The organism is Methylobacterium sp. AC832, from assembly GCF_979256025.1.
Genome location: NZ_CEEDMV010000001.1, coordinates 1,444,915 through 1,467,332 on the forward strand (window position 1 = coordinate 1,444,915; position 22,418 = coordinate 1,467,332).

Genomic DNA, 22,418 nt, shown 5'->3' on the forward strand with positions numbered 1-22,418 from the left:
ATCTCGGACCATCGATACGTCGTCCCGGAAGAACCCGGCCGCCGGCGATAAGCGGGGGTAGCGACATGTGCGGTCGCTTCCTCATCCAACAGGATCCGAACGTCTTCCGGGCGTTCTATGGCTATCCCGAGCAACCGAACTTCCCGCCGCGCTACAACGTGGCGCCGACACAGCCGGTGCCGATCGTGCTGGCGGAACGCGGAGAACGGCACTTCCGGCTTGTACGTTGGGGCTTCCTGCCGAGCTGGCTGAAAGACCCGAAGGGCTTTCCGCTCATCATCAACGCGCGCGTCGAGACGCTGCTGGAGAAAGCGACGTTCCGCGGGGCTATCCGCCACCGCCGCTGCGTCTTCCTCTCCGATGGATTCTACGAATGGCGCCGGGAGGGAACCGGCAAGACCATGACGCGGACGCCCTACATGATCCGTCGGGCGGACGGGGCGCCGATGGCTTTCGCGGGCGTGTGGGAGAACTGGCTCGGTGCCGACGGGTCCGAGATCGACACCGCCGCCATCGTCACCACGGGCGCCAACGGCACAATGGCGGCGGTCCATGACCGTATGCCCGCCATCTTGTCGCCCGATGCCATCGCGCCCTGGCTCGACCATCTCGGCACAGGACCGGAAGAGGCGGCCGCGCTGTGTCGGCCATGCCCCGACGAGTGGCTAACCCTCGATCCGGTCAGTGCGCGGGTCAATGACGCCCGCAATGAGGGCGCGGACCTCGCCGTCCCGGTCGGTCGTGCCGGACCGGCCCCGATCGCGAACATTCCGCCGAAAGACCGCCCGCGATCCAGCGATGAGGATGCTCAAGGAACCCTGTTCTGATCGGGACCCGAGAATGCTCAGTTCCGGGGAGCGGAAGAGGCGCGCTCTTCGGCACCATTGCGGTAGTCGCTATAGACATCGAGCAGGGCCCAACCAGCGGTCAGGAGGGAGAAACCGGCAATGGCCGTGACGAGGGCTGCGGAAACCAGCATCTTTGCGGTGTAGACGTCCACGACGAAGAATCCTGAATGGGGTAAGGTTTGGCTCCCGCTAACGTGGCGATGATAGCCCCCGCCGACCATGGGATTCTGAGCGAGGCTGCCATGACCTCACGGCCCCCTGCCATGTGCCGCAGCGCACTGCGCCCTGGGATCGAGGTGGCCGACCGCCCATCGGTGACCGGTTCTTACCTCAGCGAGGGCCTGCGCTTGGCGACATCATTCCGGAACACGCCCACCATTTCGAGATGGCTCGAGTATTTGAACTGGTCGACAGGAACGACCCGTTCGAGTCGATAGCCCCCCTCGATCAGGGTCGCGGCATCGCGCGCGAACGAGCCGATGTCGCAGGCGACCCCGATGACGAGAGGGATTTTCGCCTCCGCGATGCGTTTGGCCTGGGCCTGTGCTCCGGCGCGCGGCGGATCGAACACCACGGCGTCGTAGGTTTCGAGTTCGATAGGGAGAAGCGGCCGGCGGAAAAGGTCGCGCGTTTCGCTCGTGATCCGGCGCAGACCGGGTGTCGACCGAAACGCCCGGTCGAGGCTGGCGATCGCCGCGGCCTCACCCTCTACAGCATGGACATCCCGTGTACGGGCCATGGCGAGAGTGAACGGGCCGGCCCCGGCGAACAGATCGACGACGCGCTTCACACGCTTGTCCAGGGCCGCGACCACGAGTTCGGCGAGCATGGCCTCGCCGGCCTCCGTCGCCTGCAGGAATCCTCCCGGCGGAGGCACGAGGCGGGCCCCGCTGGTCGTGATCGCGGGCGCGCGACGCTCCACCACGATATCGCCGTGAAGGGACAGGCGCGCGAGGTCGAGTTCGCCCGCCAGCCGCACCAGCGTGGCGCGCAGACCTTCACTCACCGGGCCATGTCCGCGCAAGTCGACATCGAGGCCGGCTTCGGTGGCCGTGAAGGCGACGTCGAGGGGTTTGCGCCCATGACCGAGGGGAGCACTCAGTGCCCGCGCGACGGCGGGCGCACGGTGCAGCTGCTCGACCGTGATCGGGCAATGATCGATCGCCACGAGGGCGTGGCTGCGCGCCTCCATCAACCCGGCGACGCCCTTGCCGTCGATCTCGCGCACATGGAGGGTGAGCCGGCGGCGGCCCGATCCATGCGCATCGCGGGTCGGCTCGCACGGAACCTCGATTCCGGCCTGAGCCAGGCCCTGCGCGAGGTTGCCCCGCTTCCAGGCGGCGTAGGGCTCGGGTGCGAGATGCTGCACCGCGCAGCCACCACAGGTTCCGAAATAGCCGCAGAACGGGTCGATCCTGTCCGGGGAGGGGGTCTCGACCGCCACGAGGGAAACCCGAGCCCCATCGCGGCGAACCGAGACGCGCTCGCCGGGCAAGGCATAGGGCACGATGGTGCCGTCCGTCGCCATGCCATCCCCGCGCTGTCCGAGACGCGCGATCTCGAGGGTGGAGAGGTTCGATTGTTCGGTCATGGTCATATCCGTCATGGGCGCACCTGAGAGCGTGCCCCGATGAGGAACTCGCGATTGCCGTCGCCACCGGCGACGGGGGAGGGGATGAGGCCGAGGACCGACAGGCCGAGATCGGCGACGAGGTTCGTCACCTCCTCGCAGACAGCCTGGTGGACGGCCTCGTCGCGAACGATGCCGCCGCGCCCGACCCGGTCGCGCCCCGCCTCGAATTGAGGTTTGATCAAGGCGGCCAATGCCGCGCCCGGTGCCATGAGCGGCACGATTGCGGGCAGGACAAGGCGAAGGGCGATGAAGCTCACATCGATCGCCACGAGGGACGGCGCAAGCGGAATCGTCATTGCATCGAGACCGCGCACGTCCTGGCCCTCGAGACTGGTCACGCGCGGATCGCCGCGGAGAGAGGCGTGGAGCTGATCCCGGCCGACATCGACCGCATAGACGTGCCGGGCGCCGGCCCGCAGCAGCGCATCGGTGAATCCTCCCGTGGAAGCGCCGACATCGAGACAGACAAGGCTAGCCGGATCGAACCCGAACGCGTCCAGCGCAGCCTGCAACTTCAGCCCGCCGCGCGAGACGAAGGGATGGGGAGCGCTCGCCACGATACGCGCCCGCCGGTCGATCCTGTCCGAGGCACGGGTGACGGGACGGTCGTCTGCGGTGACGAGACCCGCCTCAATCGCCGCCTGGGCCTTCGCCCGACTCTCGAAATGGCCATTCTCGACCAGGAGCCGATCGGCCCTTACCCGGTCTACCGTCATCGAACCCTTACGATCCCGTGCCTATGATCCTACGCGCCGGACCGAAGCCCGATTCATCGGGCCATCCCGCCTCAGCTACGGGATTTCTCACGTTTGTCCATCCGGCAGCGGCATAGCGCGCTTGCGCGGCCCGGGAAGCACGGGGATGATCCACAACCGGTCCTCGGGCGTTGGCACTCGTCACACCGGACCAGAGAACAGGACGACCGATGGTTACCCCGAGGGAAATCGAGCTGAAGTTGGATTGCGGCGCCGCCGAACTGCTGGAACTGGCGCGCCACCCGCTCCTCGCCATCGAGGGGCCGACCGACCCGGAATTCCTCTCCGCCACCTATTACGACACGGCCGAGCGGGCGCTCCACCGCCAGGGAATAACCCTGCGGGTGCGCAGGCACGGGGAGCGCCATGTCCAGACGGTGAAGGCCGCCTCGTCGGCGGCCGGCCTGTTCGACCGGTCGGAATGGGAATGGGCCGTGGACGGCCCGACCCCAGACCTGTCACTCATCGACGATACACCGGTCCCGGACGTGCTCGGCAGCGCGTCCTCGCCCGACCTCAATGCCGTCGTCACCACCGTGATCGAGCGCAGCACCCGCGCCGTGGCCCATGGAACCTCGCGCATCTCGGCGACCCTCGACCAAGGCAGGGTCGAGACGCCGGACGGGGACGCTCCCATCTGGGAGCTCGAACTCGAACTGATCGAGGGTGACCCGGCCGACCTGTTCTCCCTCGCCCAAACCCTTGCAGAGACGGTGCCGCTGCGCCTCGGCGTCCTATCGAAGAGCGAGCGTGGTTTCAGGATCCTCAGCGGTACGTTGCGCAGGCCGAGCAAGGCCGGATCGGTCAAGCTGAGCCCGGACGGGTCGGCGGCGGAGGCGTTCCGTGCCATCGCCATCGCCTGCCTCACCCATCTGCGGCTCAACGAGGATGTCTTCCTCAAGACGCGCGATCCGGAGGGTCTGCATCAGATCCGCGTCGCCCTGCGGCGCCTTCGCTCGGCCTTCACCCTGTTCCAGCCGATCCTCGCGAGCGATCCTGCCGCGACCCATCTGCGCCAGGAGATCAAGCGCGTCACCGAGCCGTTCGGGCATGCCCGCAACCTCGACGTCTTCCTCAGCGAGACCCTGGCCGGCGAGATGACCCGCAGGCCGGACGAAGCGGGGCTCGACGATCTGCGAATCCGCCTCGAAGCCGAACGCGACCGCGCCTACGGGACCGTGTTCGCGATCCTCGAATCGCAAGCCTGGCGCAGCTTGATTCTCGACCTCTCCGCCTGGATCGAAACCGGGCCGTGGCGGGGCGACGGGAAGCGGGAGGCAGTCTCGGCCCGCGACCATGCCGAAGCCACGCTCGACAAGGCCCGCCGGCGTATCCGCAAACGCGGCCGGCATCTCCATCGCATCGATGCGGAAGCCCGCCACGAGGTCCGCATCGAAGCCAAGAAGCTGCGCTACGGTGCCGAGTTCTTCGCCTCGCTCTACGCGGAGAAGTCAGCGCAGAAGCGCCACAAGGCCTTCGTCGCGGCCCTCTCGGACCTGCAGGATCACCTCGGCGCGCTGAACGACCTCGCCACCGCACACTCCGTACTGGCGAGCCTGGCCGACACCGGAAACGGTGAGACGTCCGGCGTCGACGGGCGGGCGCTGTTCGCCGCCGGTCTCACCGCCGCCGACGGAGAGGCCCGCACGGGCCAACTGCTCAAGGCGGCGGAGAAGGCGCACGAGGCGCTTCTCGATGTGAAGCCGTTCTGGCGCTGAGACCGACGCGTCAGCCGCCGCGAACGCTCAAGGCATAGAGCGTGATCGCGGCGGCGTTCGAGACGTTGATGCTGCGAATTTCGCCGCTGAACGGAATGCGGGCCAGGACGTCGCAATTGTCCCGCGTGCGCTGGCGCAGGCCCTTGCCCTCGGCTCCGAGCACGATCACCGCCGGCCGCTTCGGCCCGACGGAATCGAGGGTGGCCTCTCCCTCCGAATCGAGACCGATGCGGGTGAAGCCGCGCTTGCCGAGATCGATCAGCGCATCCGACAGGTTTCGCACGATCACGAGCGGCACGTGTTCGAGCCCGCCCGAGGCGGATTTCGCCAGCACACCCGTGGCGGTGGGCGAGTGCCGCGCCGTAGTGATGATGCCCGCAACGCCGAAGGCGGCGGCGGTGCGGACGATGGCGCCGACATTATGGGGGTCGGTGATCTGGTCGAGGGCCAACAGCAGCGCATCGTCCGGCAGGTCGTCGAGATCCGGGCCGGGGAGGGGATCGGCTTCCAGATAGAGGCCCTGATGCACGGCATCGGGCCCGAGCAAGGCGTTGATGGCGTTGGGGCGCACGAGTTCGGCGTCGATCCTGAGCTGACCCAGCTCCTCGGTCAGGCGCGCCAAGGCGTTCTCGGTGGCGAGAAGCCGATGCAGGCCACGGCCCTCATTCGCCAACGCCTGCGACACCGGGTGCCATCCATAGAGCACGACGTGATCGCCGCTGACACCGCGGGGCCCGGAAGAGGGCGGCCCATGCCGAAACCGGTCGCGCTGGCCGCCCGGCCGGCTGGTGCGGGGCCCGCCCGGCCCGTCGCGTCGCGTATTCATGGTGTTATCCACTGCCTGAAGGCACGACAGAGACGCCGCGCGGGTGCTGAGAAGCGACAAAGCGACCGCCATGCCGTTCGTCAAGCGTGAAACACCGCGAAACACCGGTTGCCCTGCCGGGGGAAGCCGCCTATAGAACCCTCGCTCTCGAGCAAGCGCCCTTCGTCTATCGGTTAGGACGTCAGCCTTTCACGCTGAAAAGGCGGGTTCGATTCCCGCAGGGCGCGCCAACACATCGAGATGCTCAGCCATGTCGACGACTTGTTGGCGCGACAGCTTTCTGGCTTCTACATTCATGCAGATTCCAGACGTCGGCAAAACCCCGTCCCGATGCATATCCTGATGGCCGCGAGAGTTGGCCGAACAGGATCGCCAGTCTCAGATCAGTTCGAGCTCGCGTGAGACATCGGTGAGGTAAAAGGCGATCCGGCGCGCGGCTTCCGGATCGTGGCAGGTCACGGTGAAGCCGACGCTGAGCACGTTCCCCTTGTAGAAGGCGAGCAGGGACTCGGCCTTCAGGGCGACCTCCCGCTCCGTGAACGCGACGAGGCTGCGGCGTCCATCGGGTGCGAAGATATCGACGCGATACGGCGCTGTTGTCATCGGCTATCCTTCGACCGTTATCGTGAAACGGCGAATGGAACGGAACGTCGATCCCGCCAGAAAGTATCCGTCACTCTCGGCGACGATGTTCGAGGTCAGTCGCCGTTCATGTCAGCTCTGCCGTCAAGACAACCTACCTCTCGTGCGCGGCTCTGTCCCACAACCTGTCCTCAGACCGGTCGCGGTTAACTACGCATCCCGTCCCGCTGCATTCAGGCGCCGAGACCGATCTGTACCGCCGCGGGTTCGAGACTGTCGCTGGCGATCTGGCCCATGGGCGTCTTCTGGTGCACGTCCATTCCGAGAGATCCCACCAGTGACGACCGTGCGCGGCTCACCCGGCTCTTCATGGTACCGACCTGACAGCCGATGAGCTCAGCGGCGGCCTCGTATGTCATGCCCTGGGCCGCGACGAGGATCAGGGCCTCCCGCTGCGACGGCGGCAATTTGCCGAGATGCTGCCAGACCCGCTTGAGGTCGCTGCTCGCCTCCTGGGCTGCCGGCGCGGCGACCTGTGCGGCCATGGCCCCATCCGCGTCCTCGACCTCCCGTTTCCGCTTGCGGCACTCCGTATAGAAGTAGTTGCGTAGGATGGTGCAGAGCCAGGCCATCATGTTGCTGCCGGGCTCGAACCGGTGCCGGTTCTGCCATGCTCTCAGGAGCGTCTCCTGTACGAGGTCGTCCGCCGTCGCCGCGTTGATGGCCAGCGACAGGGCGAAGGCCCTCAGACCCGGCAGCGCGGTGAGTAGATCGGCGCTGAAGGCAGCGTAAGCCGCGGCGTCACGCCCCGTAGAAGCCTGGGTGAGGCGCGCAACCAGATCCAACAGGGCCGGCGGCTGCTCCTCGGCGAGAATGCAGGCGTAGAACGCCCTCAGTTCGGCACCGATATGAACCCGCGCCGCGTCCGGTATCTTTGCCCCGGCAGGACGCTCCGAGGGCTGAGCCTCAGAACCGTGCGCTGGCCTCGAAGCCGTCATTCCCAGATCGCGAGCGCCCATCCATTCCCCCTTTGCCCATGCTATGCCCCATGCGCCGGGCGCATTTGGCAATGCCTGCGGGATGTTTTGGCAAAGGAAAGCTGAACGTTGGCTAAAGGAGTTCTAAACTGAGCGACAAAACCACGCTGTCTCACCTGATCGGCGATCGGTGATATGCCCGTTCTCGGCCCTGGGCATCAAGGAGTAGCGCGGGCGGGAATGCCCGAACGCCCCGACCGATGCTTGCTTGACTCGTCTCAGACAATGTTCGTGATGGCACCGGGCGGATGCGCCAACAGGTTCGCCAGAAGGCTGAGACCGTAGCGCAAAGCCTCGCCATCGGGGGCGGCCCCGAGGGAAACGCGAATCGCATCGGGCGCCGGGCCGACCGCGAAGGCATCACTCAGAATCACGGACAACCCGCTCTGACGCGCATGAGCGCCGAATTCTCCGCGTTGCCAGGGTGGCGGCAATGGCAGCCAGAGGTGATGCCCGCAGGGATGGGCATGGACAGAGAGGCCCCGCAGGGCCTCCCGCGCCACGGCCTGACGATGTCCATTCTCGTGCCGGATGGCAGCGACGATGGAATCGAGATCCCCATTGGCGATCCAATGGGAAGCGAGGGCGGCGGCGAGCGGCGAGGCCATCATGCTGATGGCGCGTAGCTCGGCGGCGAGGCGGACCGCTTCGTTCGTGCCGGGTACGGCGACATAAGCGATGCGCAGCCCCGGGCTGACGCATTTGGACAGGGTCGCGATATGCCAGGTGATGTCGCCCGCGAATGACGCGAAGGGAGCCGGGGCATCGGGTGGCAGGGTGCCATAGGCGTCATCCTCGATGATCGCGACTCCGTGGGTTCGGGCGATCTCGGCGATCCTTTCGCGTCGGTGCGTCGGGATCGTTGCCGTGGTTGGGTTGTCGAGGGTCGGTACCAGATAGAGGGCGCGCGGACGGTGGAGACGACAGCATTCGAGGAACGCGTCCGGGAGGATACCCTCGCCATCGGCTGACACAGGGCGCAAGTGAGCCCCACGCCGCTCGGCCGCCATGCGGAGCCCCGGATAGGTCAGGATCGGGACGCAGAGGGCATCGCCGGGTTTCAGCACCACGGCGAGGATCGCGGCGAGCGACGCCTGCGCCCCGCCGGCGACGATGACACGCTGAACCGGCACCGGCCCCAGACGGCGGCCGAGCCAATCCGCCCCGGCGGCGCGATCCGCGAGGTTTCCGGCGCTGTCCTGGTACTGCATCCGGTCGAGGAACCCCGCCGACGCGGAAAGCCGCGACAGACCGCTCTCCATACGCTCCGCGAGCCGGGCCGCCGCCGGCTGGGGCGGCATGTTCATACTGAAATCGACGCTGCCGGACGGGTCGGCGGTCGCGGCCTTCGCCAGCGACGGCGAGGCGGCGCGAATGAAGCTTCCCCGCCCGGCGGACGCATCGATCAGGCCCGTCCGCCGCGCTTCGTTGAAGGCCCGCGTGACAGTGGTGAGATCGACGTTGAGATGTTTGGCCAAGCTGCGCTGAGGCGGCAACCGCGTCCCCGGAGGAAGCCGTCCCGAGCGAATATCCTCTGCCAGGATTCTGACGATGGCCAAATATTTCGGCCCCTCCTCGTCCCGTATCGTTGGATTCCACGCCTCCATCATTGCCTCTCGCGACACAGTTTTGTATGCATACATTTAGCATACATAGTTAGGCGATCCATACGACTCCCGTGACGATATGTCCGGCTTATAGGATGTTTGTATGGATATCTAGGCCATACAATCGGCTTCGATGATCCGCATCTCCGCCGCTCGTCAGGATGGCACCGCGAAACAAGGACATCGAGAATGCACAGGACGACAGATCAATCGCTCCTCTCCGTGGGCCTTCGCTGCCGATGCCCCCGTTGCGGCGAGGGACGGCTCTTCGATGGCTTCATCACCCTGAAGCCGAACTGCGAAGCCTGCGGACTCGATTACGGTTTTGCCGACCCGGCGGACGGGCCGGCCTTCTTCATCATGATGTCGATGGCATTCCCCGTCACGGCTTTCGGCATCTGGCTGGAACTCTCCTACGATCCCCCGCTCTGGATCCATGCGGTTGTCACGCTGCCGCTGCTTCTCCTGGCCTGCGTTCCGATCATCCGCCCTCTCAAGGGTCTCTTCATCGCGAGCCAATACATCAACAAAGCCGAGGAAGGACGCTTCGCCGTCCGGGTCGCGCCAAAGGCGGAGCCGGGGACCGGCCGTTGAGCGTGATGACGCAATGGGGCAGGGTTGGTCCCGCAGACTGAGCTGCCGAGTCGTTTCCTGCCCGTTCCCAGCAACCATTCAGGTTGATCGACATGCTGTCGGACTTTGACGCTCTCCTCCTGGCGAGGATCCAATTCGGCTTCACGGTGGCGTTCCACATCGTGTTCCCCGCCTTTTCCATCGGACTCGCGAGTTACCTCGCGGTTCTGGAGGGGCTCTGGCTGGCGACCGGGCGGCAGGTCTTCCTCGATCTGTTCAAGTACTGGATCAAGATTTTCGCCATCGCCTTCGCCATGGGCGTCGTGTCCGGTCTGGTCATGTCCTACCAATTCGGCACGAACTGGTCGGTCTTCTCGGACAAGACGGGACCGGTGCTCGGACCGCTGATGGCCTATGAAGTGCTCTCCGCCTTCTTTCTCGAAGCCGGATTCCTCGGCGTGATGCTGTTCGGCATGTCCAAGGTCGGGCCGAAACTGCATTTCTTCGCGACCCTCATGGTGGCGATCGGGACCTTCTTCTCGGCCTTCTGGATCCTATCGGTGAATTCCTGGATGCACACGCCGCAAGGCTACGGCATCAACGCCGCCGGACAGTTCGTGCCGGAGGATTGGTGGGCGATCGTCTTCAACCCCTCGTTCCCGTACCGCCTCGTGCACATGGTGCTGGCCGCCTACCTGACGACGTCCCTCGTCGTCGGCGCGGTGGGAGCCTGGCACCTGCTGCGCGACCGGTACAATCTCGGCGCGCGCACGATGTTCTCGATGGCGATGTGGATGGCCGCCATCGTCGCGCCGCTCCAGATCCTGGCGGGCGACGCTCACGGGCTGAACACCCTGGAGCATCAGCCCGCCAAGGTCATGGCGATGGAAGGGCATTTCGAGAGCCATCCGGACGGCGCTCCCTTGATCCTGTTCGGCCTGCCGAACCAGGAAGCGGGCCGGGTCGACTACGAGGTCTCGATCCCCAAACTGTCCTCGCTGATCCTCAAACACGGATTGAACGAGCCGTTGAAGGGCCTCGACACCGTGGACCGCAAGAACTGGCCGCCGGTTCCGGTGGTGTTCTGGTCCTTCCGTGTCATGATCGGCCTCGGGATGCTGATGCTGCTTCTCGGCGTCTGCAGCCTGTTCGCGCGGTACAGGAAGGCCCTCTACGATTGGAAGCCTCTGCACCGCTTCGCCGTCGCCATGGGGCCGGCAGGTTTCGTCGCCGTCTTAGCCGGTTGGATCACCACCGAGGTGGGGCGGCAGCCCTTCACGGTCTACGGCCTGCTTCGAACGGCCGAATCCGCCTCGCCCCTGTCGGCGCCGGCGGTCGGCTCCTCGCTTGTCGCGTTCGTGCTGATCTATTTCGCGGTCTTCGGGATGGGGATTCTCTACATCCTGCACCTGATGGCGAAATCCCCGCATCTCGGCGAGCACGGGATCGAGCCCGGAACACCGATCCGCACCGCCGGCATCACCCCAGCAACTTCGGTCAATCCCGACCGCTCCCTCCAGCCGGCCGAGTGAGGACATCACCATGCTCGCGAGCATCGACCTGACCGTCGTCTGGGCCTTCATCATCGCCTTCGCGGTCTTCGCGTACATCGTCATGGACGGGTTCGACCTGGGCCTCGGCATCCTGTTCCCGGCCTTCAAGCCGGGGCAGGAGCGCGACACCGCCATGAACTCCGTCGCTCCGGTCTGGGACGGCAACGAGACTTGGCTGGTCCTCGGCGGGGGAGGCCTGTTCGCTGCCTTTCCGCTCGCCTACGCGGTCATCATGCCGGCCCTCTATGCGCCGATCATCGCCATGCTGCTCGGTCTGATCTTTCGCGGCGTCGCCTTCGAGTTCCGGTGGCGCGACCCCCGGCACCGGGCCCTGTGGGACGTCGCCTTCACCGGCGGATCGGTGGTGGCGACCTTCGCCCAGGGCATCGCCCTCGGGGCTCTGTTACAGGGTATCAAAGTCGAGGGCAGGGCCTATGCCGGCGGATGGTGGGATTGGCTGTCGCCCTTCAGCATCCTCGTCGGCCTCGGTCTCGTCTGCGGCTATGCGCTCCTGGGGGCGACCTGGCTCGTCATGCGCACGGAAGGGTCGCTGCAGGAACGCGCCCGCACGCTCTCGCTCTGGCTCGGCGCGGCGACCATCGCCTCCGTTGCGGCTGTCAGCGCCGCCACGCCGTTCCTGAAAGGCCAGTATTGGGAGCGCTGGTTCTCGATGCCGAACGTCCTGCTCACGGCGCAGGTGCCGATCCTCGTGGTCCTGGCCTCGTTCCTGTTCTTCCATCTCCTCAGAAAAGGTGCCGAGACGGCACCGTTCCTCCTGTCCCTCGGCCTGTTCCTGCTGTCTTTCACCGGTCTTGGGATCAGCATCTTCCCGGACATCGTGCCGGGGCGCATCACGATCTGGGAGGCGGCATCCCCGCATGCCAGTCAGGTCTTCCTCCTCGCCGGCGCGTCGATACTGATCCCCATCATCCTGGCCTATACGGCCTACTCGTACTGGGTCTTTCGCGGGAAGGTCGACGCATCGGGGTACCATTGATGCTCGATGGCTCGTCCCCCGGAGGTTCGCCCCCGCTGTGGCGGCGGCTCCTCTGGTTCGCGGCGATCTGGGCGGCGAGCATCGTCGCCCTCGGTATCGTCGCATTCGGCCTGCGCACCTGGCTGAAGGCGGGCTAGGGCGGGAAACACGACCCTCAGTACTCCGCCTGACGGTCGATGACGTGAGACGGGGTGCGGATCATGCCGGGCTCTTGGTGTGCGTCATGAAGAACCGCACCATCTCCCGGCTGGCATCGGGCCCACGCGGATCGGTGTAGCTTCCGTCCCTGCTTCCACCCGACCAGGCATGGCCGGCACCATGCAGAGCCCAATGCTCGAGCATGGGCCGTCCGGCATCATCCGCCCGGACGGTACGGGTGAAGGCCATCCCCTCCGTGGATTCACCCTGGTTCACGGCCTGGGAGAGCGCCGCGTTTGGCATGGCGAGAGCAAAGACCTGCTCGCCGTTGATTGGCTTCACCGTCTTGTCCGCATCCCCGTGGAAGACGATGGTGGGTATGCCCGGGCCGTCCTTCCGCGCCTTGACGGTGCCGCCGCCATTCATGGCCGCGAATGCGCCGGGCATGTCGGTGGCTGCTCCGCACGGCAGCCCGGAATGGACGCCGACGGCTGCAAACACATCCGGATAGGTCGCGGCCATGATCGCGGCCGCCGCCCCGCCGGCCGACAGGCCAGCCGCATAGACCCGGTTCGGATCGGCCGAGAACTCCCTCACCACCTCCAGCGCGATCCCGGAGATCAGGGACGGTTCGCCGCTTCCGCGTTGCTGGTCGCTGGCATTGAACCAGTTCCAGCACTTCTGCATGTTGGCCGATTGCGGCTGGCCGGGATACGCCACGATGAAGGTCTGCCCCTCGGCCAAAGCGTTCATGCCGGTTCCCAGGGCGAAATCATCCGGGTTCTGGGTGCATCCGTGCAGCATGATCACGACCGGAAGCGCTTGGCCCTCGTAGCCGCTCGGGACATAGACCTTGTAGGTCCGGCTGCCCGCCGCGTTGGCGAAACTCCGCTCCTCGAACCGCGCTCCTGCCGGAACCTCGACCCTCGCCCCGCGGGAGGACCTCGTTCCACCTCCAATATCGGGCATGCCTTTCCCAAAATCGGGCATATCGCCCATTTTCGGAAAGCGCTCGCGTAGGGCTCGGATCGTCTCGGCGAGGCCGGGGCGTGCAGAGGCTTGGCCCGCCGAGTGCGCCGCATGGTCGGTGGCAGTTGGGCCGGCGGCGGGCGCCGTCCAGGCGCCGCCGTGGAAAGCGGGCGCCACCATGTCGATGGTCTCGCCGGCCACCACGTCGCTTGCCGGCGGTACGGATTGTCCCTGCAGCAGGGCCATCGCCTCGCTCAGTTGTCCGGCACGGGTGAGACGGGTCACCTCGGCCATGTCGATCTTGGGAAAAGCTTTCATCATCATGATCCTGGCGGCGCTGGGGCTGTGGAACGACGATCCACGCGGGTCTCTGCGAGGGGTCAGGCGATACGGTCGGCCAAAGCCGCCTTGACGTCGGGACTGGCCTGGAAGGCGCCGAGAACCTGCACGGAGGCGATGGCCTGTCGGGCCAGTTCGGGAGTCACATCGAACGCGATGCTCGCGAGGCCGAGCACCTGAATATGCAACGGCGCGCCCGCATCCCGCGCGGCTTCGAGGTCGCGGGCGGTATAGTGCGACAGGCCGAGGCTGAGCTGCTTACGGGCGACCGATTGCTTCACCGCATCGCCCTGACGGTCGAGCTGATTGCGCACCGCCGTCCGGATGAAATCGGCACGGTTGGCATAGAATCCATCCCGAACCAGTAGGTCGATCTGCCCAAGATCGACGAAGCCGAGATTGAGGGTCAGCTTCTCGCTGTCCGGCACTTTCGGGCGCACCTCACGAACTCGATCCACCATACCGACCATCCCAGAACCATCCCATTGGATGGTCTACAGTTGGTTATCGATGAGATCGGTGCAAGGCCCTTGGCTTCGTCTCCTGTCGTCCGGCTCTCGCATCGACGGTGTGTCGACAGGCTGACGCAACGATGCCGCCTCGCCTCATGGCCACTGCCACGATGAGAACGTGAGCGTCCTGTGAGGTTGATGTTCCGAAATCCGGCGGATGAAGGATGGCCCCGCGCCATCCGAGCCGGTCGTGCCAGAGCCCATCACGGACAGGCGCGAACGCCGCATATCGCTTCGCCGGCGGCTGCTTTATCGAAGTCCGCGCCAACCGACCCGGACCCATGCAGATGCTCACGTTCTGGCTCGATCAGCCGATCTGGTTGATTTTCGGAAGTCTCGCCTGTCTCGTCCTGGCTTGGTGCCTGATGCTGATCACCCTGACGAACACCAAGCGGACGCGTCCCTTCATCGTCGGTGTCTCGACCGGCATCGCTCCCGCCTTCGTCGGCGTGGTCTCGGTCCTGCTCTCGCTCCTGATTGGCTTTGTCGCCAACGATGCCTGGGAGCGTCAGCGCCAGGCGTCCCGCGTGGTACAGACGGAGAGCGCCCAGGCGCGTGCCGTCTACAATCTGAGCCGATCCGTATCCAAGGACCTGCCGGACTTCCGCATCCTGCTCGCGGATTACATCGAGTCTATCGTCGACGAGGAATGGCCCGCCATGGCGAAAGGCGGAAAGGCGTCGTCACGGGCCGACCATGCCTTCGGCAAACTGCTTCAGGCGGTGGTTGCGCCGAATTTCGACGTGGTCGTTGGGAAAGCCAACCATTCGGCCCTGCTCGCGGCGGTGCTCAACCTGCAGACCGCGCGCAGCGAAAGGCTCGCCCTGAGCGAGATGGAGGGCGACGACAGCAAATGGGTGACCCTATTCGCTCTCTCGGCTCTCGCCCTTCTGGTCATCGCCGCCATTCATGTGGAGCGTCCGTCGTCTCAGGCCGCTTCCCTGAGCATCTTCGGCTCCGCGCTGGTGATCACCCTGGGGGTGATCGCCATGCACGAACGTCCGTTCGATGGCCCGCTCGCCCTCGGCCCGAGCTTGTTGGATCAAGTCCGCACGCTCGTCGTAGCCGCCGGCTGAGAGCGACGCTTCGCGCCATATGAGCGGATCCCAGCCGGTCTGCCGTCGGGCTACCGCAGGGTGGGAGACTCCCCGGGCTGAAGAGCGCGCTGCTCATCCGCGTCGCTGACGGCGTTGAGGCGCTCGAGATGCTCGAAAACGTGCTCGAAGGCTCGCGTGACGGCCTGCTCGAAGGAACCGTCGCCCTTGCCCTGGGCGGCTTTGAGCGCGGCCAGGAGAGCCTTGTGTTTCTCGGTGTCGCTCGGCATCGCCATCTCCGAGGCCGGGCGGAATGCCGGCTCGAAGGGGCAAGCACGGGGTCGGCGTCGGGTTCCCATACGGGCGGTGCTGCCGGCGAGGCCGTGAACTCGTCCGTCAGATTTTCACCGATGATGGCCGGTTTGCGCAGACCCATCCAAGATGGATCATCCCATCGAAAGACCCCGCAGGCCTCGCCCTCCCCACGACGGGGGAGGGCGAGGCCTCCATCGACGGAGACCGCCTCCGCGAAAGACCATAGTCCGAGGATGGGAAGGTGGTCAGAGGTCCGACTTCGGGTCGGCTTTTCCACCGCCTCCGGGGATGGGGCCCCCGAGCGTCGCCTTGAACCATGCGACGACCCGATCGATCACCGGCTGCTGAAACCAAGTGAGGTCGCCATGGCCCGCTCCTTCGACCAGCACATAGTCCGCCTTGCCGCCCTTTGCCCGCAGGCCTTCGAACAATTGCTTGCTCTGCACCGGCGAGACGAGCCTGTCGGCGGTTCCGTGCATGATCAGGAAGGGCGGCTCGTCGCCGCCAAGGTGGCCCATGGGACTTGCAGCCAGCGCCTTGTCGGGATCGGCTGAAATCGAAGCACCGGGAAAGTCACGAAAAGCCGGCCCGTTGACGAGAAGCGCCTCCGTCACAGCAGGCGATTGGTGCATGAGTTGGACCGCCGGCGAAAATCCCTCACCGATATTGAGGAGGTTCGAAATTCCGTAGAGGGTGACGGCCGCTTGCACATCCGAGGACTGATCGAGATGATCGCCCTTGTCGAAGGCTTTCTCTCCACCGGTGACGCCCACCATCTGGGAGAGATAGCCGCCGGCGGAATCACCGAGGACGCCGATCCGGGTCGGGTCTATGCCATACTCGGCCGCGTGAGCCCGCAGGTAACGTACGGCGGCCTTGCCGTCCTCCACCAGCGCCGGGAACCTGTCGGGGACGACACGATACTCGGCGGCGGCAACGACGAAGCCGGCCGCGGCCAGAGCCGAGCGCAGCTCGAAGTATTTCTCATGATCAGCCGAGGTGAAACCACCGCCCGGGAAATACACGATCGCAGGCTTCTTGTCTTTGGTGCGCGGCACGAGCAGCGACATGCGCAATTGCCGGATCGCACGCATCGAACGGATCTGGGAATAGATCACACCACTGATCTGATCGACCTGGCTCCGGTTTCCTTCCACCCGAACGACCTGAGCCCCCTCGGAATAACCTGGCAGCTGGGCGTCGCCTGCCGAGGCCTGCTGGGTAAGAACACTCACAGCGATGACGCCTCCCAAACTAAGGGCTTGGATCATTCTCATGTGATGCGCCTTTGTCGGTTGCGGTGCGACCCTTCTACACCACGAACCGGCAAGGACATGTGTCAGCGCCATAGCCTCAGCGGTGCAGCCGAACGGAAGCGATAGAAGGCCCGTCATCCGTCGCAAGTCGCTCAGGAAGCACGCCGACATGTTCGGAATGTCTGAGATCCAGCGAGGCAATGAGGTCGCGCCATGCGGCCTTCGCTCGCGGCCGAACGCTCGATCCGGCAACGCCGGTCACGATGCCGGCTTAGCTGAGACGCGAAAGAGCCAGGGAGGGGAAATCGACGGCATTCGGAAACCGAACGGTCGTGTACGTCGTCAGCTTGGCCAAGATGGCGGGCCACGCCCGATGATGATGAGCACTACGTCTACGCTATAGCCCTCTAACGCCGTCCGCGTGCTGTTGAGATCGGATCAATTTGCCGAGGAGCGCGGCAAGCTGACCTCGCTCCTGCTCATCCAGACCACTAACGATGCTCTGCTGATTTGCGATGTGAGCCTCTATTGCGCGATCGATCAACGCCAGACCATCGGCTGTCAGCGCCACCAACGTTCCCCGTTTATCCGCCGGGTTGGGCCTCCGCTCGACCAGTCCGCCATTCTCGAGCCGATCGAGGCGATTGGTCATGCTTCCAGATGAAATCATCGCCGCCTCATAGAGCGCGGTGGGCGTGAGCGCATACGGTGTGCCGCTGCGCCGGAGCGTCGCCAGCACGTCGAACTCGCCGGGTTGCAGGCCAAATTCCGCAAATAGCGGATTGAGCCGATCCCGCGAGATCAGCAGCGCTGCTTCACCCAGCCGTCCCAGCAGCACCATCGGCCCGATATCGAGATCGGGCCGTTCGCAGGCCCATTGTTCCGCAGCCATTGCAGCCCTGTCCATTCCGCGCCCCTATCTTGACGTCGAGATACATATCTCTATGTGGAGATAATATTGAACGCGGCGACCCTGACAAGGTCATATTGCTCGGAGACCACCATGCGGGAAACATCAGGTCGGATGCTGTTTCCGGCCGGAATCCTGCTCGTCGGCATCAATCTGCGCCCGGCACTGGCCTCGGTCGGCCCACTGCTCGACGCGATCCAGCGCGACACGGGCCTTGGCGACATCGGCGCGAGTCTGCTGACCACGTTCCCGGTTTTATTGATGGGCATCTGCCTGCTGGGAACGGCATGGCTGCGCGGATGGCTGGGAGAGCGGGCAGGCATCGCCTCTGGTGTCCTGCTCATTCTTCTCGCCTGCCTGGGCCGCTGGGTGTGGCCGCAGGAGGCAGCTTTGGTGTTGACCGCCATCGTTGGCGGCGTCGGCATCGCCATCGTTCAGTCGCTGATGCCGGGCGCCATCCGCCGTCGAGCGGGACCACGGAGCGGGCGCCTGATGGGCTTTTACTCCACCGCGATCATGGGTGGAGCGTTGATGTCGAGCATGGCGGGAGCCTGGATCGCGCAGGCATTGGGGTGGCCGACCGCGCTGGGCATTTGGGCATTGCCTGCCCTCCTCGGGCTGTGCGTCTGGCTTCTGGTACCGCGGGGACCGCAAGAGAGAATAGGATCGGTGCAACGCAGCCCGGTGCACCATGCGCCACGCGCCTGGCTGTTGATGCTGTTCTTCGGCTTCGGCACGGGTGCCTATACGCTCGTCCTCGCCTGGCTGCCGCCCTTCTACACCCAGCTCGGCTGGTCCGAGCAGGCGGCCGGCGCGATGCTTGGAGCCGTCACGCTGTCGGAGGTGGTCGCGGGCATTACCGTCTCGCTTTGGGTTGATCGATCGCCAGATCGTCGCGCGGTGTTGTTCACCGCGATTGCCGCGCTGCTGACGGGAATGCTCTGCCTCTGCGTGGCGCCACTGCAGCTCGCATGGGCGGCGGCGCTGCTGGCGGGGCTCGGCATTGGCGCGCTCTTCCCGCTCTCGCTGATCGTCGCGATGGATCATGGCGACGATGCCGATCAGGCAAGCGCGCTCGCCGGCTTCGTGCAGGGTGGGGGCTATGTCCTCGCCGCCGCGCTGCCGCTGGTCGCCGGACTGCTGCGTCAGCATCTGGCGGACCTCACCCCCGCCTGGTGGCTGATGGCGGGACTGTGCCTCGCGCTCGCGCTCATCGCCGCGCGCTTTCGCCCCGGTGACCGTCTCTTCCTCCGCCTCTGATGACAGGAGGCTTACAAAGGCCTTTTACGACACGGCTAGCCGCACCGCTTATTTCATCGAATTCGGCGCTAGCCGCCCTATCGTCCTTCTGCATGGCATCAGTAATTCAGGCCGCGCCTGGGTACCACAGATCGCTCCGCTGGTCGAGGCAGGCTATCGGGTGATCGTGCCCGATCATGCCGGGCATGGCGCGCCGGGCAAGCTGACGACGCCCATAGGCGTCGCCGCGCTCGCGGGCGATATCGAAGCACTGCTCACTCATCTGAATATAGGGCCTGTCGATCTGGTTGGCCTCCACTGGGGGGCATGATCGCGCTGGAGCTTGCGCTCCGAGACCCAGAACGTATCGGCCGACTGGTCGTCGCGAACAGCTTCGACAAGACAAGCACGCCCGTCTTCCACGCGCTGGCGCAAGGCTGGGCGACGATTTTCGAGCACCCCGGTTCCGGTTCAACGGTTGGAACAAAGCCAGCCGTCGCTTGTCTCTCCCGCGTTCCAGACGACACCGGAGGGTTTGCGGACCTATCAAGTCTGGCATGGCATAGCGGCGACGGCCGATGGCGCCTCGCTCGCCCATGTTGCGCGCGGCATCCGCGTTCGACGTCACCGAACGCATCGCCTCGCTCGCCATGCCGACGCTTTTCATGGCAGGCAACCTCGATGGGATGTCCCCGCCCGAGACCAGCCATCGCATGGCCGAGCGCGCGCCACAGGGCCGCTACGCCGAAATCGACGGCGCCGCACACATCTCCAACGTCGATTCAGCGGATCGGTTTTCAGCCCGACTGCTGGAATTTCTGGGTGAAGGGACGGAGAGGCCCGATTTACCCGGATCAAATGGACAGAAGAATCTGCGGTGCGGGTGGATGGCGCCTGCCCCCACGGACTGCGTCCAAGAAAAGACCCGCGGTGGTTGCGTATCTGCCGCGCAGAATGGCGCACCATGGCGTAGAAGCGGCTAAATGGCGGAGACGGAGGGATTCGAACCCTCGATACCCCTTTCGGGGTATGCTCATTTAGCAAACGAGTGCCTTCAGCCGCTCGGCCACGTCTCCGTAGGGGTGGCTCTAGAATTTCGCGTCGGACGGGTCAACCCGCTTCGCTGGCTCGATAGGCGCCAATGGGGTGGAAATCCGTGCGTTGCGCCGCTCATAATGCTTGGCGACCCTCAGATGGCGGGAGATCGCGTAGTTCGCGGCGGTGAGGAAGCCATAGACGCCCCTCACGAAATGGCGCCGGCCGAGATAGGCCTTCAGAAAGTTCAGCGGCAGCTCGACGAAGATCCGCCAGGCCGGGATCGTGACGCCGCGCGTTTCGAGATCCCGGGCCTGCTGGTCGGAATAGCGGTTGAGCTTGTCGAGCTGGTCGCCGAGCGAGCGGACGGAGAAGTGGTGGATGACCCCCTTCACGCGTCCGACGCTGGCGCCGGGATCGAGTTCCACCCGGTCGTGGACGGGGGAGGGCGAGTAGCGGCCCCTGTCCTTGCGATAGAGGCGGACGGGATGCAGGGCATAGGCCCAGGGATGGGGCTTCGTCTCACCGGGGAAGATCTCCGCGATGGCGATGCGATAGGCCGGATGGGCGGGCTCGCCGGCGGCGAACAGGGCGCGGATGGCGTCGGACAGGTCCGGCGGCACCACCTCGTCCGCATCGAGGTTGAGCAGCCAGTCGTGACGGCAGACGGTCTCGGCGAAGCGCTTCTGCGGGCCGTAGCCGGACCAGGCGTTGTGGATCACCCGCGCACCAAGGGAGGCCGCCAGGGCCTGCGTTCCATCGGTGGAGCCGGAATCGACCACGACGAGGTCGTCGGTGAGGTCACGTACGGCTCGGATGGTCGCGCCGATCCGGTCGGCTTCGTTGAAGGCGATGAGGAAGATCGAGAGCGGCGGCGCGGACATGGGGAGGGCTCTACGGCATCGGCCCGGCTGGCCGATACTGTTTTCTCGACAGTGTCGTCATGGATCGAGGATCGTCCCCCTAGGGCCGGCGGCGTCGTGCTCAGGCCGCGACCGGCTGGTCGCCCAGCCGCTTGCGTTGGACCTTCCCGTTGGCGGTGCGGGGCAGCGCCTCCACGAACCGGATCTCGCGCGGACATTTGTAGGCCGCCAGTCTCTCGGCGCACCAGGCCAGGATCGACGGTCCGTCCGCCTCCGCCCCTGGCCTCAGGACGACGAAAGCGGCGATGACCTTCAGGTCGGCCCGGACGGCGAGCTCAGCGACGCCGACTTCGGCCACGGAGGGATGCAAGCCGACCACGCCCTCGACCTCGTTGGGAGAGACCCGGTAGCCGAGAGCGTTCATCAGGTCGTCGTTGCGCCCGTGGAACCAGAGGTAGCCGTCCTCGTCCAAGCTCGCGAGATCGCCGCCGGCGAACCATTCGCCGCGCAGGACGGTGGCTTCTTCGTCGGGCCGGTTCCAGTAGCCGAGCATCAAGCCCGGCTCCGTGCGGTGGATGGCGAGAAGCCCGGTCTCGCCTTTGGGCAAAGGCTCGCCCGGCCCGTCCAGGGGCAGGATCGCCACACGGCGCCCGGGCTGGGGCATGCCGGGGGAACCGGACTTTACTGGAATGGTGGGACCGCTGGAGATGTAGGTGGAGATTTCGCTCATGCCGAGCGCCTCGTAGAGGGGCTTGCCGGTCCGCCGCGTCCAGGCCTCCAGCAAGTCGGCGGGCAGGGCCTCGCCGGCGGTGCAGCCGTGGCGAAGCCGGGACAGATCGCAGGAATCGAGATCGGCATATTTCAGGATCTGTCGATAGACGCTCGGCACGGCGGCAAACAGCGTCGCACCGTGGCGGGCGATGAGACTGGGCCAGATGGCAGGATCACGGGGCCCATCGTAGAGCACGCTCGTGGCGCCGCAGGACCAGGGATCGGTGATCCCGACGCCGAGCGTGTAGGTCCAGTTCATGGTGCCGGCATGCAGCATGACGTCGGCCTCCGTCAGCCCCAGCCAATGCGCATGCATCGGACGGCGCCCCCAGATAGCCCGATGGGCGTGGAGCACCCCTTTCGGCCGGCTGGTGGTGCCCGACGTGTAGACCAGGGTCGCCGGATCGTCCGCCGCGGTGTCGGCATAATCCGCAATCGGCTCGGCACGCTTCATCGCGGCGATCTCGGAGGGACCGAGGACAATGCGGCCCACGGCCTCCGCCGCGTCGAGACGGTGGCCCGCCCCGGTCACCACGACGGCCGCACCGGAATTCTCCATGAGGAAAGCGGCCTCCGCCGGCGTCAGCTGGGGCGAAGAGGGGAGGGCCACGAGCCCGGCGGCGAGCGCGCCGAAATACACGAGGACGTAATCCGCCTCGTTGCCCATCCGGATCATCACCCGGTCGCCGCGTGCGAGACCGAGGGAGAGAAAGCCGGCGGCAATACCGCGCACGGCCCGGTCCGCCTCGGCGAAGGTGAGGCGCAGCGTCTCGCCTTCTGCGCCCGCCATGACGAGCGCCGTCTTGCCTCCCCGCAGGCGCGCATTGTCCGCAAGGCAGTGGCGGGCGGCATTGAAACGGGCCGGTAGGGGAGCGTCCGGGAGGATCATTCGAAAGGTTCGGGCTCTC

24 protein-coding genes and 2 tRNA genes are annotated in these 22,418 nt (G+C 65.8%); 11 read left to right on the forward strand and 15 right to left on the reverse strand.

All coding sequences use genetic code 11. The annotated features are described in order from the left end of the window. Positions 1-65: 65 nt before the first annotated feature. Positions 66-827, forward strand: coding sequence for an SOS response-associated peptidase (locus tag AC0IXR_RS06745; protein WP_471760136.1), 762 nt, complete (start codon positions 66-68; stop codon positions 825-827). Between the two features lie 17 nt (positions 828-844). Here AC0IXR_RS06745 and AC0IXR_RS06750 read toward each other — a convergent pair whose 3' ends face one another. The 3 genes from AC0IXR_RS06750 to AC0IXR_RS06760 form a co-directional block, all read right to left on the reverse strand. Next, the gene (locus AC0IXR_RS06750; RefSeq protein ID WP_471760137.1) at positions 845-1,000 is read right to left on the reverse strand and encodes a hypothetical protein; all 156 of its coding nucleotides are present in this window, start codon (positions 998-1,000) and stop codon (positions 845-847) included. A gap of 173 nt (positions 1,001-1,173) precedes the next feature. Then, positions 1,174-2,439 (reverse strand): class I SAM-dependent RNA methyltransferase, encoded by a 1,266-nt coding sequence (locus AC0IXR_RS06755; RefSeq protein ID WP_471760138.1) that lies wholly within the window; start codon positions 2,437-2,439, stop codon positions 1,174-1,176. An 11-nt stretch (positions 2,440-2,450) separates the two neighbouring features. Next, positions 2,451-3,197 (reverse strand): TlyA family RNA methyltransferase, encoded by a 747-nt coding sequence (locus AC0IXR_RS06760; protein ID WP_471760139.1) that lies wholly within the window; start codon positions 3,195-3,197, stop codon positions 2,451-2,453. A 209-nt stretch (positions 3,198-3,406) separates the two neighbouring features. Here AC0IXR_RS06760 and AC0IXR_RS06765 point away from each other — a divergent pair, with 209 nt between their 5' ends. Further along, positions 3,407-4,954, forward strand: a complete 1,548-nt coding sequence (locus AC0IXR_RS06765) for a CYTH and CHAD domain-containing protein (RefSeq protein ID WP_471760140.1) — start codon at positions 3,407-3,409, stop codon at positions 4,952-4,954. A gap of 10 nt (positions 4,955-4,964) precedes the next feature. Here AC0IXR_RS06765 and rlmB read toward each other — a convergent pair whose 3' ends face one another. Further along, positions 4,965-5,780 carry a 23S rRNA (guanosine(2251)-2'-O)-methyltransferase RlmB gene (rlmB, locus tag AC0IXR_RS06770; RefSeq protein WP_056430189.1) on the reverse strand — a complete coding sequence of 272 codons (816 nt, stop codon included), beginning with the start codon at positions 5,778-5,780 and terminating at the stop codon, positions 4,965-4,967. A gap of 155 nt (positions 5,781-5,935) precedes the next feature. Here rlmB and AC0IXR_RS06775 point away from each other — a divergent pair. Next, positions 5,936-6,010, forward strand: a tRNA-Glu gene (locus AC0IXR_RS06775). A 148-nt stretch (positions 6,011-6,158) separates the two neighbouring features. Here AC0IXR_RS06775 and AC0IXR_RS06780 read toward each other — a convergent pair. The 3 genes from AC0IXR_RS06780 to AC0IXR_RS06790 form a co-directional block, all read right to left on the reverse strand. Beyond that, entirely contained in the window at positions 6,159-6,383 is a 225-nt protein-coding gene (locus tag AC0IXR_RS06780) for a hypothetical protein (protein ID WP_056430194.1), read from the reverse strand. Positions 6,384-6,595: 212 nt separating this feature from the next. Next, on the reverse strand, positions 6,596-7,360 hold the full coding sequence (locus AC0IXR_RS06785) for a sigma-70 family RNA polymerase sigma factor (protein WP_471760141.1): 765 nt from the start codon (positions 7,358-7,360) through the stop codon (positions 6,596-6,598). Between the two features lie 257 nt (positions 7,361-7,617). Continuing rightward, entirely contained in the window at positions 7,618-9,009 is a 1,392-nt protein-coding gene (locus tag AC0IXR_RS06790; RefSeq protein WP_471760142.1) for an aminotransferase-like domain-containing protein, read from the reverse strand. A gap of 186 nt (positions 9,010-9,195) precedes the next feature. Here AC0IXR_RS06790 and AC0IXR_RS06795 point away from each other — a divergent pair, with 186 nt between their 5' ends. From AC0IXR_RS06795 to AC0IXR_RS06810, 4 genes are all read left to right on the forward strand, one after another. Continuing rightward, complete coding sequence (locus tag AC0IXR_RS06795; RefSeq protein WP_056430199.1) at positions 9,196-9,600, forward strand: DUF983 domain-containing protein; 405 nt, start codon at positions 9,196-9,198, stop codon at positions 9,598-9,600. A 92-nt stretch (positions 9,601-9,692) separates the two neighbouring features. After that, the gene (locus tag AC0IXR_RS06800; protein WP_419951472.1) at positions 9,693-11,111 is read left to right on the forward strand and encodes a cytochrome ubiquinol oxidase subunit I; all 1,419 of its coding nucleotides are present in this window, start codon (positions 9,693-9,695) and stop codon (positions 11,109-11,111) included. Positions 11,112-11,121: 10 nt separating this feature from the next. Then, positions 11,122-12,129 carry a cytochrome d ubiquinol oxidase subunit II gene (gene cydB / locus AC0IXR_RS06805; protein WP_311275322.1) on the forward strand — a complete coding sequence of 336 codons (1,008 nt, stop codon included), beginning with the start codon at positions 11,122-11,124 and terminating at the stop codon, positions 12,127-12,129. Next, positions 12,129-12,266 (forward strand): DUF2474 domain-containing protein, encoded by a 138-nt coding sequence (locus AC0IXR_RS06810; protein ID WP_471760144.1) that lies wholly within the window; start codon positions 12,129-12,131, stop codon positions 12,264-12,266. The genes cydB and AC0IXR_RS06810 overlap by 1 nt, the downstream gene beginning before the upstream one ends. A 61-nt stretch (positions 12,267-12,327) precedes the next feature. On the opposite strand, the gene AC0IXR_RS06815 is transcribed toward AC0IXR_RS06810, so the two are convergent. Together AC0IXR_RS06815 and AC0IXR_RS06820 are read right to left on the reverse strand one after the other, a co-directional pair. Beyond that, on the reverse strand, positions 12,328-13,554 hold the full coding sequence (locus tag AC0IXR_RS06815) for an extracellular catalytic domain type 1 short-chain-length polyhydroxyalkanoate depolymerase (RefSeq protein WP_471760265.1): 1,227 nt from the start codon (positions 13,552-13,554) through the stop codon (positions 12,328-12,330). Between the two features lie 62 nt (positions 13,555-13,616). Then, a complete protein-coding gene (locus tag AC0IXR_RS06820; RefSeq protein WP_056430548.1) occupies positions 13,617-14,036 on the reverse strand; it encodes a hypothetical protein in 420 nt (139 codons plus the stop codon). A gap of 332 nt (positions 14,037-14,368) precedes the next feature. Here AC0IXR_RS06820 and AC0IXR_RS06825 point away from each other — a divergent pair, with 332 nt between their 5' ends. Further along, a complete protein-coding gene (locus AC0IXR_RS06825) occupies positions 14,369-15,163 on the forward strand; it encodes a bestrophin-like domain (RefSeq protein ID WP_471760145.1) in 795 nt (264 codons plus the stop codon). A 50-nt stretch (positions 15,164-15,213) separates the two neighbouring features. Here AC0IXR_RS06825 and AC0IXR_RS06830 read toward each other — a convergent pair whose 3' ends face one another. The 3 genes from AC0IXR_RS06830 to AC0IXR_RS06840 all read right to left on the reverse strand — a co-directional run bounded on the left by AC0IXR_RS06830 (position 15,214) and on the right by AC0IXR_RS06840 (position 17,599). After that, positions 15,214-15,411 carry a hypothetical protein gene (locus AC0IXR_RS06830; protein WP_471760147.1) on the reverse strand — a complete coding sequence of 66 codons (198 nt, stop codon included), beginning with the start codon at positions 15,409-15,411 and terminating at the stop codon, positions 15,214-15,216. Positions 15,412-15,681: 270 nt separating this feature from the next. Continuing rightward, positions 15,682-16,830 carry an alpha/beta hydrolase fold domain-containing protein gene (locus AC0IXR_RS06835; RefSeq protein ID WP_471760148.1) on the reverse strand — a complete coding sequence of 383 codons (1,149 nt, stop codon included), beginning with the start codon at positions 16,828-16,830 and terminating at the stop codon, positions 15,682-15,684. Positions 16,831-17,089: 259 nt separating this feature from the next. Further along, positions 17,090-17,599, reverse strand: a complete 510-nt coding sequence (locus AC0IXR_RS06840) for a MarR family winged helix-turn-helix transcriptional regulator (RefSeq protein ID WP_207410654.1) — start codon at positions 17,597-17,599, stop codon at positions 17,090-17,092. Between the two features lie 117 nt (positions 17,600-17,716). Between AC0IXR_RS06840 and AC0IXR_RS06845 the strand changes: the two genes are divergently transcribed. The 3 genes from AC0IXR_RS06845 (at position 17,717) to AC0IXR_RS06855 (ending at position 19,824) form a co-directional block, all read left to right on the forward strand. Beyond that, a complete protein-coding gene (locus AC0IXR_RS06845) occupies positions 17,717-18,862 on the forward strand; it encodes an MFS transporter (protein WP_471760149.1) in 1,146 nt (381 codons plus the stop codon). Further along, positions 18,837-19,172, forward strand: coding sequence for an alpha/beta fold hydrolase (locus tag AC0IXR_RS06850; RefSeq protein WP_471760150.1), 336 nt, complete (start codon positions 18,837-18,839; stop codon positions 19,170-19,172). The genes AC0IXR_RS06845 and AC0IXR_RS06850 overlap by 26 nt, the downstream gene beginning before the upstream one ends. Before the next feature lie 265 nt (positions 19,173-19,437). Further along, positions 19,438-19,824 (forward strand): alpha/beta fold hydrolase, encoded by a 387-nt coding sequence (locus AC0IXR_RS06855; RefSeq protein ID WP_471760151.1) that lies wholly within the window; start codon positions 19,438-19,440, stop codon positions 19,822-19,824. Position 19,825: 1 nt separating this feature from the next. On the opposite strand, the gene AC0IXR_RS06860 is transcribed toward AC0IXR_RS06855, so the two are convergent. The 3 genes from AC0IXR_RS06860 to AC0IXR_RS06870 all read right to left on the reverse strand — a co-directional run bounded on the left by AC0IXR_RS06860 (position 19,826) and on the right by AC0IXR_RS06870 (position 22,399). Beyond that, positions 19,826-19,917, reverse strand: a tRNA-Ser gene (locus tag AC0IXR_RS06860). A gap of 12 nt (positions 19,918-19,929) precedes the next feature. Further along, positions 19,930-20,760, reverse strand: a complete 831-nt coding sequence (locus AC0IXR_RS06865) for a glycosyltransferase family 2 protein (protein ID WP_471760153.1) — start codon at positions 20,758-20,760, stop codon at positions 19,930-19,932. Positions 20,761-20,860: 100 nt separating this feature from the next. Further along, positions 20,861-22,399, reverse strand: a complete 1,539-nt coding sequence (locus tag AC0IXR_RS06870) for a class I adenylate-forming enzyme family protein (RefSeq protein ID WP_471760154.1) — start codon at positions 22,397-22,399, stop codon at positions 20,861-20,863. Between the last annotated feature and the right edge of the window lie 19 nt (positions 22,400-22,418).